The organism is Phenylobacterium sp. (assembly GCF_031412415.1).
Classification (GTDB): domain Bacteria; phylum Pseudomonadota; class Alphaproteobacteria; order Caulobacterales; family Caulobacteraceae; genus Phenylobacterium.
This window is the reverse complement of the sequence record NZ_JANOCX010000017.1, coordinates 1-18,177: the sequence shown is the minus strand read 5'-3', so window position 1 is coordinate 18,177 and position 18,177 is coordinate 1. Positions and strand designations below refer to the sequence as shown.

Here is an 18,177-nt window from a genome sequence, read left to right as displayed (position 1 = left end):
GTGAGAGAATTAGCTGGCCCTGCCCGGCTGCGGCGGCGGGGGGCCCGTTGCGGCCGAAGCCTGCGCTAGTGCGGCGAGGACGAGCAGCATCGATCAAGCTCCACCATGAGTGGCGCTCAACCTGCCGCAATCCTTCGGCGGGAGCTAGGGCGTCTCGACGCCCGCGATCCCGTGGTCGCCGGCCTTGCGGACCACGAGGTCGGCGAAGGCGCGGGTGGGGGCGATGTGGTCGCGCAGGTTCGGGAGGTTGATGCGCTCCCAGACGACCTTTCCGAAGGCCTGCGCCTCCAGGCGGCTCATGGACCGGAAGCGAGCGTAGAAGGAGGCCTCGTCATGCTCGGCCAAGTCCCATAGCCCCATGAAGCGGGCGACGAACCAACGCTCCAGGTCCGGCTCGGCGGCGTCCAGATAGATCAGGGCGTCCAGCAGGTCGGGCGGCCCGGTCAGCGGATGGCGCAGGGTCAGCCCCTCGATGATCAGCACGCCGGGCGGGGCGATCTGGCGGGCCAGGGCCGGGTCGATGTCGTAGGTGACATGGCTGTAGCCGGGAAAGGTGGTCGGGCCGGTCCGCACGCCCTCGAGCGCCGCGCGCAGGGCGGCGTGGTCGTAGCTGGCCGGGAAGCCTTTCTGGGCGGTGAGGCCCAGCTCTTCCAGGCGAAGGTTCGACTGCAGGAAACCGTCGGTGCAGACCAGTTCCACCAGCTCTCCGGCGGCCTCAAGGGCGATCTTGAGGGTCTGGGCGAAGGTGCTCTTGCCCACCGCCACCGAGCCGGTGATCCCGACCACGAAGGGTCCGGCCGCTGGGCGCAACGGCGCGAGCGCGTCGAGTATGGCGGCGAAGTCACCCACGGCGAACATTCCTACCCGAGACGGCGTCGTACGCCAGAGGTTGTCGCTGTCTTTCCGCGCGAGAGGGCCCTAGGGCCTACAGCCCCTGGACCTTCGCCAGGTTCGGTTTGGGAATGGGGGAGCTGAAGGGGCCGCCCGCCTTGGCCTTGTCGCGGGCGAGTTCGGCCCAGGCGGCGGCGAAGGCCTGTGGCGTGTTCGGCGAGATCGTCACGCGGACGAAGGTCGCCGCGCGCCCGGCCAGCGCCGTCTGGATCTGCGCCCAGAGGTCGAGGTCCGACTCCGGCGGCTCGGCGGCCTCGCGGAGGATCACGGCGCGAACCGGGCCGAGAAGGATCGGGCTGTCGGTGTGAACGGCCAGCGGACCGGGGGGCAGATCCTTCAGCGCCGCGGCAAAACCAGCGAGCGCCGTGCGTTCGGGCGTGATGTTGCGCGCCCCGCCGGCCACCCCCGCCAGGCCCTCGGCGGTTGAACGCACGTGGGCCCATCCGCCGACGCGGAATGCGGGATGATGGCTGGACAGGGTCCAAAGTCGGATCGCGCTCATGGGCGGGGCTTTAGCACCCCGCGCCACGGCGCGTCAGAGGGTCAGCGGTCGTCGCGCAGATAGACGACGTTGGACTTGCTGCTGGAGATGATGTGACCCAGCAGGAAGCCCGCGAAGGCGGCGATCGCCAGGGACGCGTAGGGCTTTTCGTGGACGAAGGTTTCAGCCTCGCCCAGTCGCTTGCGGGCTTCCTCGCGCGCGACGCCGTAGCCTTCCTGAGCCTTGGCTTGGATCACGCTGGCGCGTTCGCCGATCGCGACCTTGGCCTCGTGGGCCAGTTCGGTCGCCGCGCCCACCAGGGGGGCGGCGGCCTGCTTCAGCGCCGCGGCGCGCTTGGACTTGGGGGCGGGCGGGGTGTCCATGTAGTCGACCATGATCAAGTGTTCTCCTGAAGCTTCGGGACAGACAACGGCCTCGCGGCCATCGCAGTTCCGATCCAGGCGAGGTCGTATCTATTCGTGGCGCGGAGCCAGGTCAAAGGCGACCACATGGGGATCGGTCTTCAGGCGCCGCGCCAGATCGTCCAGGGGCACGGGGCCGCGACCGCGCACGGTCGCGGAGAGTTGTAGGAAGACATCTGGCGTGAGGGTCTGGCGCACCGCCTCCGTCTTGAGGCCGAATTCACCGATCAGCGCCTGGAATTCCGCCTCGCCCGGAGCGGCGTCACGGCCGTAGCGGATCGAGACATCGGCGTGGCTGACGTGGGGCAGGTTGAAGTCGATCCAACGTAGGCCGGCCAACACCGCCAGGGTGGTCAGCGTCCCGCCGATGGCCAGGCCGTAGAAGCCGACGCCGAACAGGGTGCCGAGCGCCGAGGTGATCCAGAGGGAGGCCGCGGTGGTCAGGCCGTGGACCGAGAATCCCTCGCGGAAGATCACGCCGCCGCAGAGAAAGCCGACGCCGGTCAAGATGCCGTGAGCCATCCGTACAGGGTCGATACGGATGATCTCGTTGGGGGTGTCCGTCAGCCAGCGCACCTGATGGACCGCGGCAAGCATCAGCAGAGACGCCGTCAGGCAGACCAGGATGTGTGTGCGGAACCCCGCGGGGCGGCCGCGATACTCCCGCTCGAACCCGATCAGGGCGCCGGCGAAGACCGCGCCCGCGACGGGCAGTGCGTATTCAACGAGCCAATCCATCGCGCGCTCCTCCGACAGGTCGGAACGCGCGATGGACCTTTAGGCTCACGCATGAGCGAGCGCCATCGCGCCAGGCGCCGAGCGACGGCGGCGCAAGGCGAAGCCGGTCAGTCCGAAGCCTACGATCATCAGAGCCCAGGCCGAGGGCTCGGGCACCGCCGATATCTCACCAAGCGCGAGATCGGTTCCGGGGGTCGATTCGTAGCGGAAGCCCGTGAGGAAGGAGCCGCCCACCTGGGCGTAGCCGTAGTGCAGATCGTTGTTCAGCGTGAAACGGAAGCCGACGAGCCCGTCGGTGATCGAGAACGGAATCGCGACCGGGGTAGGGTAGGCCGCAAAGAGGCCGCCCAGCGACGGACCGAAACTTCCGCCACGGTTGGTGAAGAACGAGCTTGGCGTGGGCGTTCGGAAGAAGGGCTCGCCTAGGCTGTAGACCTCGGCCGAGCCCGTGGTGGCGACGCCGGTCGGATTGAAAGCGAAGAAGGACGGATCCACCGTGCTGAAGGTGAGCGAGCCCGTGCCGAGGTCGATCGTGTAGGGATCGGTGCTGATATCGGCGCCGATGTACTGGGTGATGACCGCGGCGCTCGCAGGCGCGGCGACCAAGAAAGCAAAGGCCAGGGCCGAACTGGCCAGGAGATTTTTCATGTTACGAAAGCCCACTCTACAGTCCGACCACATGTCGGCCCTGAGGGGGCTACGCGCCGCGCGCGCGCTCGGATTAACCTAAAGACTTCACAATGAATTTTTCGCGCTGGCGGCAACAAACGGCCCCACGGGCCGGTTGGCGAATCCCGCGCGCCACGCCTCTACCCCCGTTCCACCCGCATCGGCATGCCGCCCAGGGGCTTCAGGGTGGCGTGGGCGAAGGGGGTGACGGTGTGACCCTCCACCGGGGCGAACCGGAACCGCGACAGCCAGTGGGAGAGGATCAGCAGGGCCTCGGCCTGGGCGAAGGCCATGCCGATGCAGATGCGCGGGCCGGCGCCGAAGGGGATGTATTGGAAGCGGTGGTGCTCGCGCTTGGCCTCGGGGTCGAAGTTCTCGGGGTTGAACAGCTCGGGCTCGTTCCAGAGCCGGCGATGGCGGTGAACCACCCACGGCCAGACGCTGATCATGTCGCCCTTGCGAACGCGCTGGCCGCAGACCTCGTCGTCCTCCAGGGCCTGACGGTCCATCCGCGGGACGGGCGGATAGAGGCGAAGCGTCTCCTCCCAGACCATCCTCAGATAGGGCAGGCGGGCGAGGATCTCGGCCGGCGAGCCGCCGGCGTCCCAGGCCGCCTTCGACTCCTCCCGCGCCCAGGCCTGGGCCTGAGGATCGCGGCTGAGCAGGTACACCGCCCAGGCCAGGCCGTTGGCGGTGGTCTCATGCCCCGCGACGAAGAAGGTGGCGGCGTTGTCGAGGGCGAGCTTGGCGGCGGCCTTCGGTTCATGATGCTGGGCGAAGCTGTCCAGCAACCGGGTCATGAAGTCCTCGCTGTGCGCAGGGCTGACCTGGCGCCGGGCGATGAAGTCGGTGAGTTGGCCCAGCAGCACCTGACGGCCCCGCGCGCCGCGACGCTGGACCGCGCTCTGGTCCAGCCACGGCATGCCGAACAGGACGCCCAGCCGGTACTCGGCCGTGGCGGCGATCAGGGCGTCCAGGTGCGGGGCGGTGTCGTGGAAGTCCAGCCCCGCCTCGCCGGAGAACAGGGCCTCATCGATGATCTCGAATGTCGTGCGGGTGGCCTCGGCGGCGATGTCGACCTGATCGATGGAGCCCATGGCCCAGCGGTCGGCGGTGCGCTTGGCCACACGCACGAAGGTCGGGTTGAAGCCCTCCAGGGCCGAGGGCGTGAAGACCGGAGCCATCAGCCGGCGTTGGCCGCGCCACGCTTCCCCCTCGGCGGAAAACAGGCCTTCGCCGATGGCGGGGGCGACCATCTGGCGTACCAGGCCGGGCTTGGGATAGTTGGCGGCGTTGTCGAGGAAGACCCGCTTGATCCCCTCGGGGTCGCTGATCCCGTGATAGGTCAGGTGCAGCACCCGAGTCGTGCGGTTGAGGACGTCGAAGGTTTCCTTCGGCCAGCCCACCAGCGGATTTCGGGAGGTTTCGCCCAGGAAGATGTCGAACATGCTCGGCCAGCGATCGGGCTGGTCCGGCGCGGCGGGCCGGAAACGCGTGGGAGGGGCGCGTGGCGACGACAAATCCTGGGCGAAGGGGGTAGCTGGAGCGAAGGCGAAGTCGGTCATCTGGGCCGGGCGCTTTCGGGCCGTTCAACGACCTGAGGATGGGTGGAATGTTGCGTTGCACCAAACGATATAACCGCGATATGCTTGTGAGCTGAGATCACATGAACTCTCGGGGACGGGGCCTTTGGAAAAGCGTTCGCTGCCGCCGCTAACCGCACTGCGGGCCTTCGAGGCGTTCGCGCGGCGTGGACGCATGACGCTGGCCGCCGACGAACTTTGCGTCACCCACGGAGCGGTAAGCCGCCAGATCCGCAGCCTGGAGGAGGCAGTCGGCCTGGATCTCACCGAGGGACCGCGCCATCGGCTGAAGCTCACCGAAGCTGGCGAGCGGTTGGCCGCGACGCTGTCGGGCGCCTTCGACCAGGTGGAGCGGACCCTGACAGACATAAGGTCGGCGGCGCATGAGGAACTGCATCTGTCCTGCGTGGGGACGCTCGCGATCCGCTGGCTGATCCCACGCCTGCCGGCCTTCCACGCCCGCCACCCCGGCGTGCGGGTGAAGGTGACAGAGTCCTATGCCCCGGTGGACTTCGCCCGCGAGCGGTTCGACGCGGCGATCCGGGTCAATGAGACCGCGCCCATCGCCGGCGCCCATGCCGTAGCGTTCCTGGAGAACTTCACCGGGCCGGTGACCGCGCCGCACCTGGTGGGCGGTGGGCCGACTGGTCTGGAGGGATTGACACGGCTGACCACCGGCACCCGCCAGACCGCCTGGATCGAGTGGGAAAACCACTCCGGGATCACCCTGCCACGCGCGCCGGAGGTGCAGGAGTTCGAGCACGTCTTCTATGTGCTGGAAGCCGCGGCCGCCGGCATGGGCGTGGGGCTGAGCCCGTGGATCTATGTGGCCGGCGACATCGCAGCGGGCCGCCTGGCCGCGCCGCTGGGGTTCGCCGCGACGCCCTCGCGGTTCTGGTTCCTGACGCCGTCGGGAGAGGTCAGGCCCGCCGTGGCGGCGTTCCGCGACTGGCTGGTGGAGGAAGCCGCAAAGGCGCCCAAGCCGCCGGGGCGGGCGTAGGTAAGTGGGATGGACGATAGGCGACAGGACATCGATTGGCTGATCGAACTGCTTCGCGCGACAACAACGGTTCGCAACCCGAACATCAACCTTGAGACAGAACTCTACTACGAACTTCGCCTGTCGGGCGACTGCATTGACGATGTGATCGCTGCAGCTTCTCGCCGTTGTGGACTGGCGCTCGACATCGATACTCGGCGTCACTCACCCGGAGAGCCTGGCGATTGGTTTGACTGGCTCTTCAAGGCACCTAGCCGCCGTCGATACGAGAGCCTGACCGTATCAAAGCTGTTGACTGCTATGCTGCGTTCACAAAGCTGAAACGCCGGCGCCTCTCACCCCCCGAACTTGTCGATGTCCTCGTCGGAGATGTCGTAGTCGCCGTAGACGTTCTGGACGTCGTCCTCGTCGTTCAGCGCATCGACCAGCTTCAGCAGCGTGCCGACCGGCTCGCCGGTGATCGGGGTGAGGTTCTGGGCGCGCCAGATGATCTTGGTGGTCTTGGCCTCGCCCAGCACGGCTTCCAGGGCCGCGGCGACCTCGGCGAAGTCCTCATAGGCGGTGTAGATGGTGTGACCGTCCTCGTCGGACTCCACGTCCTGGGCGCCGGCCTCGATGGCGGCTTCCATGACCGCGTCTTCCGTGCCGGCCTTGGCCGGATAGACGATCTCGCCAAGGCGATCGAACTGGAAGGCCACCGAGCCCGAGGCGCCCAGGTTGCCGCCGTTCTTGGAGAAGATGGCGCGGATGTTGGCCGCGGCGCGATTGCGGTTGTCGGTCAGGCCCTCGACGATGATGGCCACGCCGCCCGGTCCGAAGCCTTCATAGCGGACCTCGTCATAGCTCTCGGCGTCGCCGCCGGCGCCCTTCTTGATCGCCCGGTCGATATTGTCCTTGGGCATGGACTCGGCCTTGGCGTTGGCCACGGCCAGGCGCAGGCGCGCGTTCATCGTCGGATCGGGCAGGCCGGCTTTCGCGGCCACCGTGATCTCGCGGCTGAGCTTGGAAAACAGCTTGGACCGGACCGCGTCGGCGCGGCCCTTGCGGTGCATGATGTTCTTGAATTTCGAGTGTCCGGCCATGGGTCTCGTTCTTGGCGTGTCTTGCAGCAGGTGGGCGCTTCTAACGTCAGTGGACGGCGAAGGCCAGCGGGGGGGCGAGGAACCACGGCCGCGCCCGGGGGTTTCGCCCTTAAGCCACGCGGAGCCGAAGATGAGCGACTATAGCGACTACACCGACGACAACCTGGCCGAGCCTCCGGAAGCCGAGGTCGTCCACTGGATGGACCGCCGGCCGCTGAGCGTCGGCGCGGCCGGACTGTCCGGCGCGGTGGCCGGGGCGTTCCTGCTGGGCGCCGTGGCGGCGCTGGGCCTTGTCGTGTTGTCCAGCCGGACTACGCTTCGGCCACGCTGGAACAATCTATTCTCTCGCTCGATCCATTGAGCAGACGAAAGACGGCGTCCTGAGGGACGTCCTGCGCCCAGGTCTCCTGGCGCGAAAGGCCCAGATAGGCGCCGCGCACCACGCGGCCTGATCCGCCGTGGCAAACGATGATGACGCGACGCTCCGGTTCAGGCGGCAGTTCCGACAGCCAGTCGGCGACGCGAGATTCCACGGTTTCGTAGCTGTCGCCGCCTGGCGCTGAGAACTGCCAGTCGGCGGCTCCGAACGCCTCGGGAAACTCGGCGCGGAGGTCTGCGCGCAGCCGCCCATCCCACGCTCCGAACGACACCTCGATCAACCGATGATCGATCTCCGGCGTCAGTCCGATCCGCGCGGCGATGGTCCGGGCCGTGGCCTGGGCGCGACCAAGCGGGCTGGAGATCAGCCGCCAGCCGGCGGGAGTCTCGATGAGCCCCGCCAGCAGGTCGCCCATGGCGCGCGCCTGAGCCTGCCCCAGCGCGGTAAGGGACGAATCCAGGTGGCCCTGCATCCGTCCCTCGGCGTTGAAGACGGTCTGACCGTGTCGCGCCAGATAGATCATCGTTTGCGGCGGACCACCGGGTGCGAGGAGGACAGGCCGCCGTCGACCACGATGGCGTGGCCGTTGACGTAGGAGGCCTCGTCCGAGGCCAGGAACAGGGCGGCGTTGGCGATCTCGATGGGCACGCCGCCGCGGGTCAGCGGGTTGAGCTGACCGATCTTGTCCTCGTTGCCGCGGGCCCGGGCGCCGTCGAAGATCGGCTGGGTCATGCCGGTCTCGATCAGGCCGGGGCAGATGGCGTTGACCCGCACGCCGGTGCCGTAGAACTCGTTGGCGGCCGTCTGGGCTAGGTTGATGACGCCCGCCTTGGACGCCGAATAGGGCGAGCCGCCGGCGCCGGAGCGAATGCCGGCCACCGAGGCGGTGCAGATGATCGAGCCCTTGCCCTTGGGGATCATCACGCGGCTGGCGTGCTTCACGGCCAGGAAGGCGCCGATCAGGTTGATGCGCAGGATCTCGGCCCAGAACGCGGCGTCCTGCTCGTCGAAAGCCGTCCAGCCGCCGGAGACGCCGGCGTTGGCCCAGCAGACGTCGAGGCCGCCGAAGTCCTTGACCGCACGGGCCACCAGGCTCTCGACGAAGGCTTCCTCGCCCGCGTCACCGACCAGGGCCACGGCCTTGCCGCCGGCCTCGGTCACCAGCTTGGCGGTCTCGTTGACGCTGTCCATCTTGTCGGCGAGGACCAGGGTGGCGCCCTCGGCGGCGAACAGCAGCGAGCTGGCGCGGCCGATGCCTGAGCCGGCGCCGGTGATGATGGCGGTCTTGCCGGAAAGTCGTCCCATGAGAGGTCCTCTTTAAGGTTGGCGCGCGGCGGTCAGCCGAGCACGAAGTTGGCGGCCAGGCCCGCGGCGATCAGCAGGCAGAGCGGTGAGTAGTAGAGCCGGTTGAGCCGGTGAAACGGGGTGCCCTCGGTGCGTCGCCAAAGGGGCGCCACGAAGCCTGCGACGCCCCTCAAGAAGAACACGGCCGTCAGCGCCAGATAGGCAAGGGTGAAGAGGATGCGCCATGCCGGTTCCGTCGGCTTGGCGCTGAAGCCTACGATCACAGCCGCCCCGGCCGCCAGGGCCAGGGCCACGACGGTGCACATCCAGGGCGCGTGCATCCGACTGCCCGGCGCCACCCCGCCGACCCGCTCGGCCAGGCTGACCTCGTCGACGCCCGGCCAGCGAAGGCCCAGGCCCCAGGCCAGGTGCAGTCCGCCCAGCGCCGCCAGCAGGGCGGCGAGGCCGATGGCGAGGGGGCTGATCACCCAGCCCGGGCCGCGGCGGCCAGGATGGCGTCGGCGAAGATGTCGTAGAGGGCCGGCGGCAGGTCGTGGCCCATGCCAGGGATGACGCGGAGCTCCGCGCCGGGGATGGCCTTAGCGGTGGCCTCGCCGCCGACAAGTCGGACCAGGGGATCGTCGGCGCCGTGCAAGACGACGGCGGGGATCTTGAGCCTGCCCAGCCGCTCGGTGCGGTCGCCATCGGCGCGGATGGCGCCCATCTGGCGGGCCGAACCGGTGGGGTTGAAGGCCCGCGCGTGCTCGGCGACTGCCCGTTCGCGCAGGGCGCCTTCAGGCCAGGGATAGGCGGGACTGCCGATGACCAGGGCGTTGCTCACCCCATGGGCGATGAAGGCCTCACGGTCCGTGTTGGGATCGGGTGGAGCGGTCGTCAGCACCGCGCCGGCCTCGGGGGTCGGGTCCAGGGTGCCCGGCGCGCCGGTGGCCGACATGATCGAAGTGAGCGAGAGCAACCGGTCGGGGTGCTCGATAGCGACGGCCTGCACGATCATCCCGCCCATGGAGACGCCGGCGATATGGGCCTGCTTGACCCCGTTGGCGTCCAGCACCGCCACGGCGTCGGCGGCCATATCGGAGAGACTGTAACTCTCGCCAGGCTTGAACCAGGTCGACAGACCGGTGTCACGGTTGTCGAAGCGGATGGCGCGATAGCCCTTGGCGACCAGCATCTCGCAGAAGGCCGCGGGCCAGCGGGTCATCTGCGAGCCTAGGCCGTTGACCAGAAGGATGGCGGGGGCGGAGGCGGGACCAAAGGTCTCGTACTCGATCTCGACGGCGCCGTTTTTCGCGCGGGGCATCGGTTCTCCTCAGTCATCAAAGAGTGTCATCCCGGCCCCAGCGATGCGGAAGGCCGGAATGACCCGCGATTTCTGGCGCGGCTACGGCACCAGCACCACACGGCCCACGGCGGCGCGGCTTTCGATATAGGCGTGGGCGTCGGCGGCCTCGGACAGCTTAAAGACCTTGTCGATGACCACTTCCAGCTCGCCTTTAGCGGCGTCGTCGATGAGCTGCTGGATGTTGTCGTGCACGCGGTCCGTGCCGATCTCCGCGCCCAGGAAGACGCCGGAAAGCGATCGGTTGCCGCCCATCATGGAGCCCACATCGACCACCATCGGCTCACGGCCGGCGGCGCCGACCATGGAGACCCGGCCGCGATAGGCCAGGGCGTTGATCGAACCCTGCAGGGTGGGGCCGCCGACGCTGTCGACGATGACGTCGACGCCCTTGTTGTCGGTCAGCCGCTTGGCTTCGGTCGCCACGTCGTCTCGGGTGTAGTTGATGCCGTGGTCGAGGCCGAGCGCCTTCAGGCGTTCCAGCCGCTCGTCCGACGAAGCCGTCGCGAGGATCAAGCCCGCCCCGCCGCGACGGGCGAGCTGGATGGCCGCGACACCGACGCCCGACGCCCCGGCCTGGACCAGGACGGTCTCTCCCTTTTTCAGGCGGCCGAACTCGAAGAGGCAGTCGTGAGCCGTGCCGAAGGTGACCGGAATGGCGGCCGCCTTCTTGACGTCGTAGCCGTCGGGAATGGGCCAGCAGTTGCGGGCAGGGACGGAGCGTAGTTCGGCGTGGCTGCCCCAGTTGTTCACGGTGGCGACCTTTTGGCCGACGCACAGGTGGGTGACCTCGGAGCCGACCTCGACGATCTCGCCGGCGGCCTGGTAGCCGACCACGTGCGGCTTGGTCATCAACGGCCCGCGCCAGCGGTTCAGCGTGTCGCCGCCCTCGATGGCGACGGCTTCGACGCGGATGATGACGCCCTTGGCGTGGCACGCGGGGTCGGGAACCTCCTCGTACTTCAGGACCTCGGGACCGCCGTTCTCGTAATAGACAGCCGCCTTCATGCGCTTTCTCCCAATGACTTAAACAAATGTTTGATTGGAACCTAGCCGCCGCCACGGGTGGGGCGCAAGTGAAAGCGCGGCTAACGCGTGGCTTGGACGGACTCGCGGCCGAAGACGAAGGTCTCGACGAATTCCCAAAGCTCGGAGATCTCGCGCGTGGCCTCCGATCCGGGGTCGATCTCCTCGACGGAGCGACCGGACTCCAGCGCCGACTGGTAGCCGGCCCTGGCGCGCAGGATGATCGGGATGACCGGCAAGCGCATCAGCAGCAACGCCTCCAAGGCGCGTTTCACGGCCGGCGGCTCGACGCCGTTTCGGCTCACCGGCGCCTGGTTGACCACGATCAGGGCGGGCTTTCTCAGACGACGGACGATCTCGGCGGTTTGGATCGCCGCGGCCAGGTCCAGGAAGGTCGACCGGATGACCAGGAGGCATAGGTCGGCCGCCACGATGGCATGGCTGATCTCCTCCTCGATGGCCGCGGGGGTGTCGATGACCAGGGTGTTGACGCCCTCGCGCAGCGCCGCGAGCTGTAGGGCGAACAGCTTGGGACCCGAGGTTTCGACCAAGGCCGGCCCGTCGCCCTTGCGACCCTTCAGAACCTGGTTGGAGGATCGCTGCACGTCGGTGTCGGCCAACAGGACCGCACGTCCGCGCAGGTGTGCGGCCAGCGCCAGATGCACGCAGAGCGTCGTCTTGCCCGAGCCTCCCTTGCGGGCGATGACGGCGAGCGTGCGCATAGGTCGGCTCCGCGCCGAATCGACGGCTGTTAAGCTCAAGCTGGATTGCAGATGGCTGTGACATCCGTTCGAGGCCGCAAGGGAATTCCCCTGACGATTGTTCGCTCTCAAGACGTCAGCGCTTCCCGTTCGCCGAACGTGATAGCTACACTGACGACGATTCTACTGGAAGGAATGGCGACCCGCCCCCATGGACGCCGAGAGAGACGCCAAGGCCGCCCTGGTCATCGAAACGATGTATCGGGTCGCCGCCGACCTTGAGAACTGGGAACAGCTGATCGACGCCCTGAGCGCCGAGGGCGAGGGTGATGGCGAGGACCTGTCGGTCCAGTCCATCCGCGACCTGGCTCATAGCGAGGACATCGCCCGGCTGCTGAGCAACACGGAAGAAGGCCCGTTGGCCAACCGCCAGCCCCGGCGCGACATCGGCTGGATGGTGATGTCGCGCGAGGGCCGGGTCATCGCCGCGAATCCAGCGGCGCGCACGGTGATGGAGGACGGTCTGGGCGAGCTGCGCGTCGGCGCATCACCCAGCTTTTCCGATCCCGCCAACGCCGAAGCCCTGCATCGGGCCTTGGATCAGGCCAGGGCGCTGGCCGGCGGCCGTATCATCCTGAAGCTGGAGCGCGACGCCGAGGAGGGGCCGCGCTTCGCCTATGTGATCCCCGCCCGCGACCTGCCCCGCGCCATTGGGCCGGATGAGGTGGCGCAAGACGCCTTCGCGGTGGTGTTTCCCGCTATCGAGGAGACCGGCCGGCTGTGGGCGGCGATGCGCGAGAGTTTCGGCCTCACCGCCGCCGAGGTCCGCCTGGCCATGAAGCTGCGCGACGGCCGGGCCCTGAAGGAAGCCGCCGACGACCTGGATGTCAGCGTCAACACCGTGCGCAACCAGCTCCGCGCGATCTTCGAGAAGATGGGCCTGAACCGCCAGAGCGACCTGATCCGGGCGCTGACCGAGTTGTCATCGGTGGCCAACGCCATGGACGCCGACGGCCCTGACCGCGGCATGGAATACGCCGTCTTGGATGCGCCGCCGGTGCGCAGCATCGTGCTGGCCGACGGGCGTCGGCTGGCCTATCGCGAGTACGGCGATCCTTCGGGGCGGGCGATCCTGTCCTTTCACGAGGGCCTGGGCTCGTCGCTGATGCCGCCGGCCACCCAGAAGCTCGCCCTGGAATTCGGCCTGCGGATCATCAGCGCCGAGCGCCCGGGCTTCGGCCAGTCCGACCCTCGCCCGGACTACAGCTTCGACGGGGTGGCCGAGGACATGGTGGCCCTGTGCGACCGGCTTGGCCTGGACGAGATCCGCATCGGCGCCCTGCTTTCAGGCACGCCGTCGGCGTTGAGGACCGCGATCCGCCTGGGCTCGCGGGTGGACGAGGTCCACCTCTATTCCGGCCGCCCGCCCCGGCGGGTGGACAACGCGGCGCGCAACCCGCTGGCCCTGTTCCGCGCCCGCATCGAGACCAACCCCTGGGTGGTGGAGACCCTGTTCGCGATCCTGCGGCTGCGCGTCTCGCCGAGCCAGGTGGAGAAGGTGCTGCGCCGCTCCGTGGCCCACTCGCCCAGCGACAAGGCGTTCATCGAAGAGCACCCGGAACTGCTGGGTTTCATCGCCGCCTATGTGGGCGAAGCCCTGGCCCGCACCAGCCGCGGCCCGGCCGACGAGGTGCGGGCCTTCCGTCGCGGCCAGAACCTGACGGTGACCGAGCTGCGGGCGCCGGTGGTTGTCTGGCACGGGGAGGATGACGTCCTGGCGCCCCTGCCCGATCTGCTGGCCTTCCTGGGCGACGCGCCCAAGGAGCTGCGCATCAAGCCCGGGATCGGCCACCTGCTGACGCTGAAGCATTGGGAGGAAATCCTGCGCCGGGCCGCGGCCTGAACGCCGGCGTAGTCCATTTGCGTCATGCGGGAATGACCGCCGCGTGGTCAGATGAGGCTGCTGGAGAGACCGGGCTTGGGGGAGTTTCGGTCAATCACAGATCAAGGACGGACGCGGTCCCCCCACGGGGCCGCGTCCGTTATTGTTTGGGGTATGGCGATGCGCGTCGCCACCTAGGGTCCATGCCCGATGGCCGCCCGCCAAGGCTCGCTCGTCGTCTTTTACCCGTTGCGCTTCACGTAGGCGCGAATGGCGGCGATGACCTGGTCCTGATGGTCGGGGGTCAGGTAGGGATGCATGGGCAGGCTCATGACCACGTGCGACTTGGCCTCGGTCACTGGCAGGCCGCCCGGCGTCGGGTAGACCGAATAGACGTCCTGCTTGTGGATCGGGATCGGATAGTAGACCGCGCTGGGGATATCCTGGCTCTTCAGATGGGCGGCCAGGCCGTCGCGGTCGGGGGTCTCGATGGTGTACTGGGCCCAGACGGAGACGCCGCCGTCGATCACCTTGGGCGTGGTCACCACGTCGGAAAGACCCTGGGCGTAGCGGTCGGCGACCGCGTTCCGCGCCCGGATTTCATCGTCGAAGATGGTCAGCTTCTGCAGCAGGACGGCGGCCTGGATCGTGTCCATCCGGCTGTTCATTCCGATGCGCAGGTTCAGGTACTTTGGGTCATGGTCGAAGGTGCGGCCGACCAGGTCGGACTTCACCGCCTGGCCGTGAACCCGCAGGCTGACCAGCAGGTCGTGCAGCCGCTCGTCCTTGCACAGCACCGCCCCGCCGTCGCCGTAGCAGCCCAGCGGCTTGGCCGGGAAGAAGCTGGTGGTGGTGACGTCGGCCCAATGGATGGGGTGTTGACCGTTGAGGGTGCAGCCGAAACCCTGTGCGGAATCGGCGATCAGCTTCAGGCCATGCTTGGCGGCGACCGCGGCGATGGCGGGATAGTCCGCCGGTTGGCCGAACAGGTCGACGGCGATGATCGCGCGAGGCGTCAGCTTGCCTTGCGCCTTCACCGCGACGATCGCGGCGTCCAGCTTCACCGGGTCGAGGTTGTAGGTGTCTTCCAGCACGTCGACGAAGACCGGAGAGGCGCCCACCAGGGGCATGGCCTCGGCCGTGGCCGCGAAGGTGAAGGACGGGCAGAAGACGGCGTCACCGGGCCCGATCTCCCAGGCCATCAACGGCAGGACCAGGGCCTCGGTCCCAGAGCCGCAGGACAGTACGAAGGGGGCCTGGCCGTAGGCCGACATCTGGCGCTCGAACTCGGCGATCTCGGGACCCATGATATAGGCGCCGGAACGCACCACCTTGAGGATGGCGTCTTCCAGCGGCTGGCCGAGGCGGGCCCGCTGGGCCTGGAGGTCGATGAACGGAATGGGCATCTGGCGGTCCGGCGATTGAAGCGGGGCGCTTCATGGCACGGAGAGTCTAGCCGAGCCAAACACGCTTGTTTTCGGAAAATTACGCGGCCAGTTGCGCAATATCGGGAAACAGGGCGGCGACCACCAGACGGCTCAACAGCCGGCCGTCCAGCGGAAGGATGGCGTCGACAAACTGGGGGCCGGTCTTCGACTGAATATCCGGCGGCGATTGCAGCAGGCTTTCGTCGACCACGAAGGTTTCCTGCACGCTGTCCACCAGCAGGCCGGCGAGGCGCTCGCCGTGCTGGACGACCACGATCACGTGGCGACTCGAAGCCTCGGTGCGTCCCAGGTCAAGCCGGTTGCCCAGGTCAAAGCACGGGCATGATCGAGCCGCGCAGGTTGATGACCCCCAGGACATAGGACGGCTGGTGAGGCATGGGCGTGGCCTTGGTCCAACCTCGGATCTCGCGGACCCACCGGATGTCGATGCAGAACTCCTGGCCCGCGATCTCGAAGGAGATCAGCTCCAGCTTGCCGTCGCCTCGCCGCTCGCCGTCGGACATCAAAAATCTTTCCAATCTTGGGCAGCGAGTCGGGCTTGGGCCTGTCTGACCGGGGTGCGCCCGGCGACGTGGCGCCGGTGGTCGGCGAGCACCGGGCCCTGGGACGCGTGCGCGGCGGCCTCGCCGGTCTGGAACCTCGAGACAAGCCCCGCCAGATCGTGGCCTTCCTTGCGCAGGCTGGAGGCGGCGGCGGTCATTTCCTCGACCATGGCGGCGTTCTGCTGCGTTACTTGATCCATCTGATTGACCGCGCTGTTGACCTCATTCAGCCCGGTCGCCTGCTCGTTCGACGACATGGCCATCTCGGCGATCAGACCGTCGATCTCGGTGACCTTCGATGCGATGCCGTTGAGGGCTTGTCCCGTCTCGCCCACCAGCTTGACGCCGCGCGACACCTGGGCGCTGCTGTTGGAGATCAGCGTCTTGATCTCCTTGGCCGCGCTGGCGGAACGCTGAGCCAGGGCGGGGACTTCCTGGGCGACGACGGCGAAGCCGCGACCGGCCTCCCCCGCCCGGGCGGCTTCCACCCCGGCGTTCAGCGCGAGCAGGTTGGTTTGGAAGGCGATCTCGTCGATCACCCCGATGATCTGGGCGATCTTGTCGGAGCTTTGCTCGATCTCGCCCATGGCGGCGACCGCGTCTCGGACGACCTCGCTGGAGTTCGCGGCATGGGTCTTGGCGGAGGCGGCGGCGGACGAAGCCTGGCGCGCGCCCTCGGCGCTGCGTTTCACGGCCGCGTTGATCTGGTCCAGCGCCGCAGCCGTCTGTTCGAGGCTGGCGGCTTGATGCTCGGTCCGCTGCGACAGGTCGTCGGAGGCCGCGGAGATCTCGTCAGAGCCGCCGCGCACCGAGGTGGTGGTGTCGGCGATGGCGCCGATCGTCGATCTCAGGCTTTCGACAGCGGCGTTGTAGTCGTCCTTGATCTGCTGATGGGGACCGGTAAACGTGACGTCGATCCGGCTGGTGAGGTCGCCACTGGCCAGCCGCCGCAGATTGTCGGCCAGTATCGCGACCACCTTGGTCTGCTCCTCCTCCACCTTGAGGCGTTTGGCGTCGGCTTCTTGCCGCGCGGCTTCCAGGGCCTCAAGGTAGACCGATATGGCGAAGTCCATGTCCAGCAGGGTGGCTTTGGTCATGGCGCCCAGTTCGCGGGCGACCGCCTCGGCGCCATCCTTGCGCGAGCCGAACAGACCCTTGGGCCAGCGGTCCTCCAGGACCTTGGCTATAAGGGTTTCCAGAACCAGGGCGTAGCCGCCGATGTACCAGCGGGGCTCGAGACCGATCCGAGCGTGGACCTCGCCGACGGTGGTGACGGCCTTGACATAGCCCGCGTCCAGCCGGCCGCTTGAGATCATGTCCCAATGGCCGATCTGCTTGCTCTTAGCGCCTGAGATGTTGCTCTCGGCGGCGAAGAACTTGCGGGCCTGCGGCGTGTTTCGAACCTTGTCGTAGAAGCCGTCGAGGGCGCCGGGCAGCTCGCGCATGATGATCGACTTGACCCCCTGAAGATCCTTCATGGCGGCGGCGTCGAGGCCAACAAACTCAAGCCGCTCGGTCAAGGCGTTGGAAGTCGTCATTGATGGCCTCGGTCATGTGGCGTGTAAAATGTCACCTCATGACGTCGAGTCCTGGTTAACAGATCAATAAATCATGAGTTCAGGAGCGATTGATTTATGTCAAAGTGCAAGTTGTCCAAATCGGAATTTTCAAGACAATTGGAATTATACAACCTACCTTGTGTATTCATTCGATATTTGCGGAATATAGGATTGCGAATTCAGCACATGGCGTGCGACAAGGTGCCGCTATGGCGAGTATCTGCGCCACGCCCACAAATGGTTTGCACACCCTGTCCAAGCGTCGCGGGCGATTTCAACTCAAGATGGTGCGAACCAGCCCCATGAACCAGTCGATCCCCGGATCGTCGCCCTCGAGCCGTACCGCCTGAATCTCGAACGACCACATTTCGAAGTCGGGGATCAGGACCTGTAGTCCCAGTCGCTCGGCCTGGCGCCGGGCCAGGCTCTCGGGGCATGTGGCGATGGCGTCGGTGGTCGCGACCATGTCCAAGGCGGCCAACCAGCCTGGAACCGCGGCGAGAAGGGTCGGAGGATCCTTGGCGTCGCCGGTCTGGGGTCCGACTTCGCTGAGCGAATAGGCGAAGACGTGCCCTGTGGCGCCATAGGTCGCCAGGTCAATCCGAGCTTTCAGGGTCGGGTGGTCTCGGCGCGCCACCACGCAATAGCGATCGGTGAACAGGGTCTCGGCGATCACTCCAGGCGGCAGGGCGCCGAATCGGCCGATCGCCAGGTCCGCCTCGCCCCGGCGCAGCCCATCCAGAGCCTTCGCCTGGGCCTCATAGCCGATGGCGAAGGACACGCCGGGCGCGGCCGCGCGTATGGCGCGGATCAGCGGACCTCCGATCTGGACGCTGACGAACTCCGGGGCGACGATATTGAAGCGCCGGCCGCTGCGGGCGGGATCGAAGCCGTCATAGGGCTTCAGAGCCTGGCCGGCCATGTCGATGAGGGCCTCGATGCGCGGCCCCAGCTCCAGAGCCCGGCGGGTGGGTTCCAGGCCATGGGGTCGGCGGATGAACAGCGGATCGCCGAACAGCTCGCGCAGCCGGGTCAAGGCGTGGCTCACCGCCGAGGGGGTCAGCCCCAGGCGTCGCGCCGTCTCGCTGGCCCGGCCGCACCGGATCAACTCGCGAAAGATCAGCAGCAGG

General features: G+C 67.6%; 22 protein-coding genes. 4 read left to right on the top strand and 18 right to left on the bottom strand.

Annotated elements, in window-relative coordinates; genetic code table 11:
• Nucleotides 1–144: 144 nt before the first annotated feature.
• From RMO04_RS00805 to RMO04_RS00780, 6 genes are all read right to left on the bottom strand, one after another.
• Nucleotides 145–849, bottom strand: a complete 705-nt coding sequence (locus RMO04_RS00805) for a hypothetical protein (protein WP_309642896.1) — start codon at nucleotides 847–849, stop codon at nucleotides 145–147.
• A gap of 76 nt (nucleotides 850–925) precedes the next feature.
• On the bottom strand, nucleotides 926–1,393 hold the full coding sequence (locus RMO04_RS00800; RefSeq protein ID WP_309642895.1) for a hypothetical protein: 468 nt from the start codon (nucleotides 1,391–1,393) through the stop codon (nucleotides 926–928).
• 41 nt (nucleotides 1,394–1,434) lie between these two features.
• Complete coding sequence (locus RMO04_RS00795) at nucleotides 1,435–1,767, bottom strand: hypothetical protein (RefSeq protein WP_309642894.1); 333 nt, start codon at nucleotides 1,765–1,767, stop codon at nucleotides 1,435–1,437.
• A 78-nt stretch (nucleotides 1,768–1,845) separates the two neighbouring features.
• Nucleotides 1,846–2,532, bottom strand: a complete 687-nt coding sequence (locus RMO04_RS00790; RefSeq protein ID WP_309642893.1) for an MgtC/SapB family protein — start codon at nucleotides 2,530–2,532, stop codon at nucleotides 1,846–1,848.
• 45 nt (nucleotides 2,533–2,577) lie between these two features.
• Entirely contained in the window at nucleotides 2,578–3,180 is a 603-nt protein-coding gene (locus tag RMO04_RS00785; protein ID WP_309642892.1) for a PEPxxWA-CTERM sorting domain-containing protein, read from the bottom strand.
• A gap of 161 nt (nucleotides 3,181–3,341) precedes the next feature.
• Complete coding sequence (locus RMO04_RS00780; RefSeq protein ID WP_309642891.1) at nucleotides 3,342–4,766, bottom strand: cytochrome P450; 1,425 nt, start codon at nucleotides 4,764–4,766, stop codon at nucleotides 3,342–3,344.
• A gap of 124 nt (nucleotides 4,767–4,890) precedes the next feature.
• Here RMO04_RS00780 and RMO04_RS00775 point away from each other — a divergent pair, with 124 nt between their 5' ends.
• A complete protein-coding gene (locus RMO04_RS00775) occupies nucleotides 4,891–5,784 on the top strand; it encodes a LysR substrate-binding domain-containing protein (protein WP_309642890.1) in 894 nt (297 codons plus the stop codon).
• Nucleotides 5,785–5,793: 9 nt separating this feature from the next.
• Nucleotides 5,794–6,105: a hypothetical protein gene (locus tag RMO04_RS00770; RefSeq protein WP_309642889.1), complete on the top strand. Its 312-nt coding sequence runs from the start codon at nucleotides 5,794–5,796 to the stop codon at nucleotides 6,103–6,105.
• A 14-nt stretch (nucleotides 6,106–6,119) separates the two neighbouring features.
• On the opposite strand, the gene RMO04_RS00765 is transcribed toward RMO04_RS00770, so the two are convergent.
• Nucleotides 6,120–6,866: a YebC/PmpR family DNA-binding transcriptional regulator gene (locus tag RMO04_RS00765; RefSeq protein WP_309642888.1), complete on the bottom strand. Its 747-nt coding sequence runs from the start codon at nucleotides 6,864–6,866 to the stop codon at nucleotides 6,120–6,122.
• A gap of 130 nt (nucleotides 6,867–6,996) precedes the next feature.
• On the opposite strand from RMO04_RS00765, the gene RMO04_RS00760 reads away from it, so the two are divergent.
• Nucleotides 6,997–7,227: a hypothetical protein gene (locus RMO04_RS00760; RefSeq protein WP_309642887.1), complete on the top strand. Its 231-nt coding sequence runs from the start codon at nucleotides 6,997–6,999 to the stop codon at nucleotides 7,225–7,227.
• On the opposite strand, the gene RMO04_RS00755 is transcribed toward RMO04_RS00760, so the two are convergent.
• From RMO04_RS00755 to RMO04_RS00730, 6 genes are all read right to left on the bottom strand, one after another.
• A complete protein-coding gene (locus RMO04_RS00755; RefSeq protein WP_309642886.1) occupies nucleotides 7,178–7,768 on the bottom strand; it encodes a histidine phosphatase family protein in 591 nt (196 codons plus the stop codon). The genes RMO04_RS00760 and RMO04_RS00755 overlap by 50 nt on opposite strands.
• A complete protein-coding gene (locus RMO04_RS00750) occupies nucleotides 7,765–8,550 on the bottom strand; it encodes an SDR family NAD(P)-dependent oxidoreductase (RefSeq protein WP_309642885.1) in 786 nt (261 codons plus the stop codon). The genes RMO04_RS00755 and RMO04_RS00750 overlap by 4 nt, the downstream gene beginning before the upstream one ends.
• A gap of 32 nt (nucleotides 8,551–8,582) precedes the next feature.
• Nucleotides 8,583–9,017, bottom strand: a complete 435-nt coding sequence (locus RMO04_RS00745) for a DUF3995 domain-containing protein (RefSeq protein WP_309642884.1) — start codon at nucleotides 9,015–9,017, stop codon at nucleotides 8,583–8,585.
• Entirely contained in the window at nucleotides 9,014–9,850 is an 837-nt protein-coding gene (locus RMO04_RS00740; protein ID WP_309642883.1) for an alpha/beta hydrolase, read from the bottom strand. Before RMO04_RS00740 ends, RMO04_RS00745 begins: the two co-directional genes overlap by 4 nt.
• Nucleotides 9,851–9,931: 81 nt before the next feature.
• Nucleotides 9,932–10,897, bottom strand: coding sequence for a zinc-binding alcohol dehydrogenase family protein (locus RMO04_RS00735; protein ID WP_309642882.1), 966 nt, complete (start codon nucleotides 10,895–10,897; stop codon nucleotides 9,932–9,934).
• Between the two features lie 80 nt (nucleotides 10,898–10,977).
• Nucleotides 10,978–11,637 carry a ParA family protein gene (locus tag RMO04_RS00730; protein WP_309642881.1) on the bottom strand — a complete coding sequence of 220 codons (660 nt, stop codon included), beginning with the start codon at nucleotides 11,635–11,637 and terminating at the stop codon, nucleotides 10,978–10,980.
• A gap of 190 nt (nucleotides 11,638–11,827) precedes the next feature.
• On the opposite strand from RMO04_RS00730, the gene RMO04_RS00725 reads away from it, so the two are divergent.
• Nucleotides 11,828–13,519 carry an alpha/beta fold hydrolase gene (locus tag RMO04_RS00725; RefSeq protein WP_309642880.1) on the top strand — a complete coding sequence of 564 codons (1,692 nt, stop codon included), beginning with the start codon at nucleotides 11,828–11,830 and terminating at the stop codon, nucleotides 13,517–13,519.
• 221 nt (nucleotides 13,520–13,740) lie between these two features.
• On the opposite strand, the gene RMO04_RS00720 is transcribed toward RMO04_RS00725, so the two are convergent.
• From RMO04_RS00720 to RMO04_RS00700, 5 genes are all read right to left on the bottom strand, one after another.
• Nucleotides 13,741–14,904, bottom strand: a complete 1,164-nt coding sequence (locus RMO04_RS00720; RefSeq protein WP_309642879.1) for a DegT/DnrJ/EryC1/StrS aminotransferase family protein — start codon at nucleotides 14,902–14,904, stop codon at nucleotides 13,741–13,743.
• 79 nt (nucleotides 14,905–14,983) lie between these two features.
• On the bottom strand, nucleotides 14,984–15,304 hold the full coding sequence (locus RMO04_RS00715; protein ID WP_309642878.1) for a chemotaxis protein CheW: 321 nt from the start codon (nucleotides 15,302–15,304) through the stop codon (nucleotides 14,984–14,986).
• The gene (locus tag RMO04_RS00710) at nucleotides 15,255–15,449 is read right to left on the bottom strand and encodes a chemotaxis protein CheW (protein ID WP_309642877.1); all 195 of its coding nucleotides are present in this window, start codon (nucleotides 15,447–15,449) and stop codon (nucleotides 15,255–15,257) included. The genes RMO04_RS00715 and RMO04_RS00710 overlap by 50 nt, the downstream gene beginning before the upstream one ends.
• Nucleotides 15,449–17,026, bottom strand: a complete 1,578-nt coding sequence (locus RMO04_RS00705; RefSeq protein ID WP_309642876.1) for a methyl-accepting chemotaxis protein — start codon at nucleotides 17,024–17,026, stop codon at nucleotides 15,449–15,451. The genes RMO04_RS00710 and RMO04_RS00705 overlap by 1 nt, the downstream gene beginning before the upstream one ends.
• A gap of 295 nt (nucleotides 17,027–17,321) precedes the next feature.
• The coding region (locus RMO04_RS00700; RefSeq protein WP_309642875.1) for a LysR family transcriptional regulator at nucleotides 17,322–18,177 on the bottom strand (856 nt) is incomplete at its 5' end.

Coding starts and splice junctions, on each gene's coding strand:
- RMO04_RS00800 (WP_309642895.1), bottom strand. CDS start 1,393: ATGAGCGCGATCCGACTTTGGACCCTGTCCAGCCATCATCCCGCATTC.
- RMO04_RS00795 (WP_309642894.1), bottom strand. CDS start 1,767: ATGGTCGACTACATGGACACCCCGCCCGCCCCCAAGTCCAAGCGCGCC.
- RMO04_RS00790 (WP_309642893.1), bottom strand. CDS start 2,532: ATGGATTGGCTCGTTGAATACGCACTGCCCGTCGCGGGCGCGGTCTTC.
- RMO04_RS00785 (WP_309642892.1), bottom strand. CDS start 3,180: ATGAAAAATCTCCTGGCCAGTTCGGCCCTGGCCTTTGCTTTCTTGGTC.
- RMO04_RS00780 (WP_309642891.1), bottom strand. CDS start 4,766: ATGACCGACTTCGCCTTCGCTCCAGCTACCCCCTTCGCCCAGGATTTG.
- RMO04_RS00770 (WP_309642889.1), top strand. CDS start 5,794: ATGGACGATAGGCGACAGGACATCGATTGGCTGATCGAACTGCTTCGC.
- RMO04_RS00765 (WP_309642888.1), bottom strand. CDS start 6,866: ATGGCCGGACACTCGAAATTCAAGAACATCATGCACCGCAAGGGCCGC.
- RMO04_RS00760 (WP_309642887.1), top strand. CDS start 6,997: ATGAGCGACTATAGCGACTACACCGACGACAACCTGGCCGAGCCTCCG.
- RMO04_RS00755 (WP_309642886.1), bottom strand. CDS start 7,768: ATGATCTATCTGGCGCGACACGGTCAGACCGTCTTCAACGCCGAGGGA.
- RMO04_RS00750 (WP_309642885.1), bottom strand. CDS start 8,550: ATGGGACGACTTTCCGGCAAGACCGCCATCATCACCGGCGCCGGCTCA.
- RMO04_RS00740 (WP_309642883.1), bottom strand. CDS start 9,850: ATGCCCCGCGCGAAAAACGGCGCCGTCGAGATCGAGTACGAGACCTTT.
- RMO04_RS00735 (WP_309642882.1), bottom strand. CDS start 10,897: ATGAAGGCGGCTGTCTATTACGAGAACGGCGGTCCCGAGGTCCTGAAG.
- RMO04_RS00730 (WP_309642881.1), bottom strand. CDS start 11,637: ATGCGCACGCTCGCCGTCATCGCCCGCAAGGGAGGCTCGGGCAAGACG.
- RMO04_RS00725 (WP_309642880.1), top strand. CDS start 11,828: ATGGACGCCGAGAGAGACGCCAAGGCCGCCCTGGTCATCGAAACGATG.
- RMO04_RS00720 (WP_309642879.1), bottom strand. CDS start 14,904: ATGCCCATTCCGTTCATCGACCTCCAGGCCCAGCGGGCCCGCCTCGGC.
- RMO04_RS00715 (WP_309642878.1), bottom strand. CDS start 15,304: ATGTCCTGGGGGTCATCAACCTGCGCGGCTCGATCATGCCCGTGCTTT.
- RMO04_RS00710 (WP_309642877.1), bottom strand. CDS start 15,449: ATGTCCGACGGCGAGCGGCGAGGCGACGGCAAGCTGGAGCTGATCTCC.
- RMO04_RS00705 (WP_309642876.1), bottom strand. CDS start 17,026: ATGACGACTTCCAACGCCTTGACCGAGCGGCTTGAGTTTGTTGGCCTC.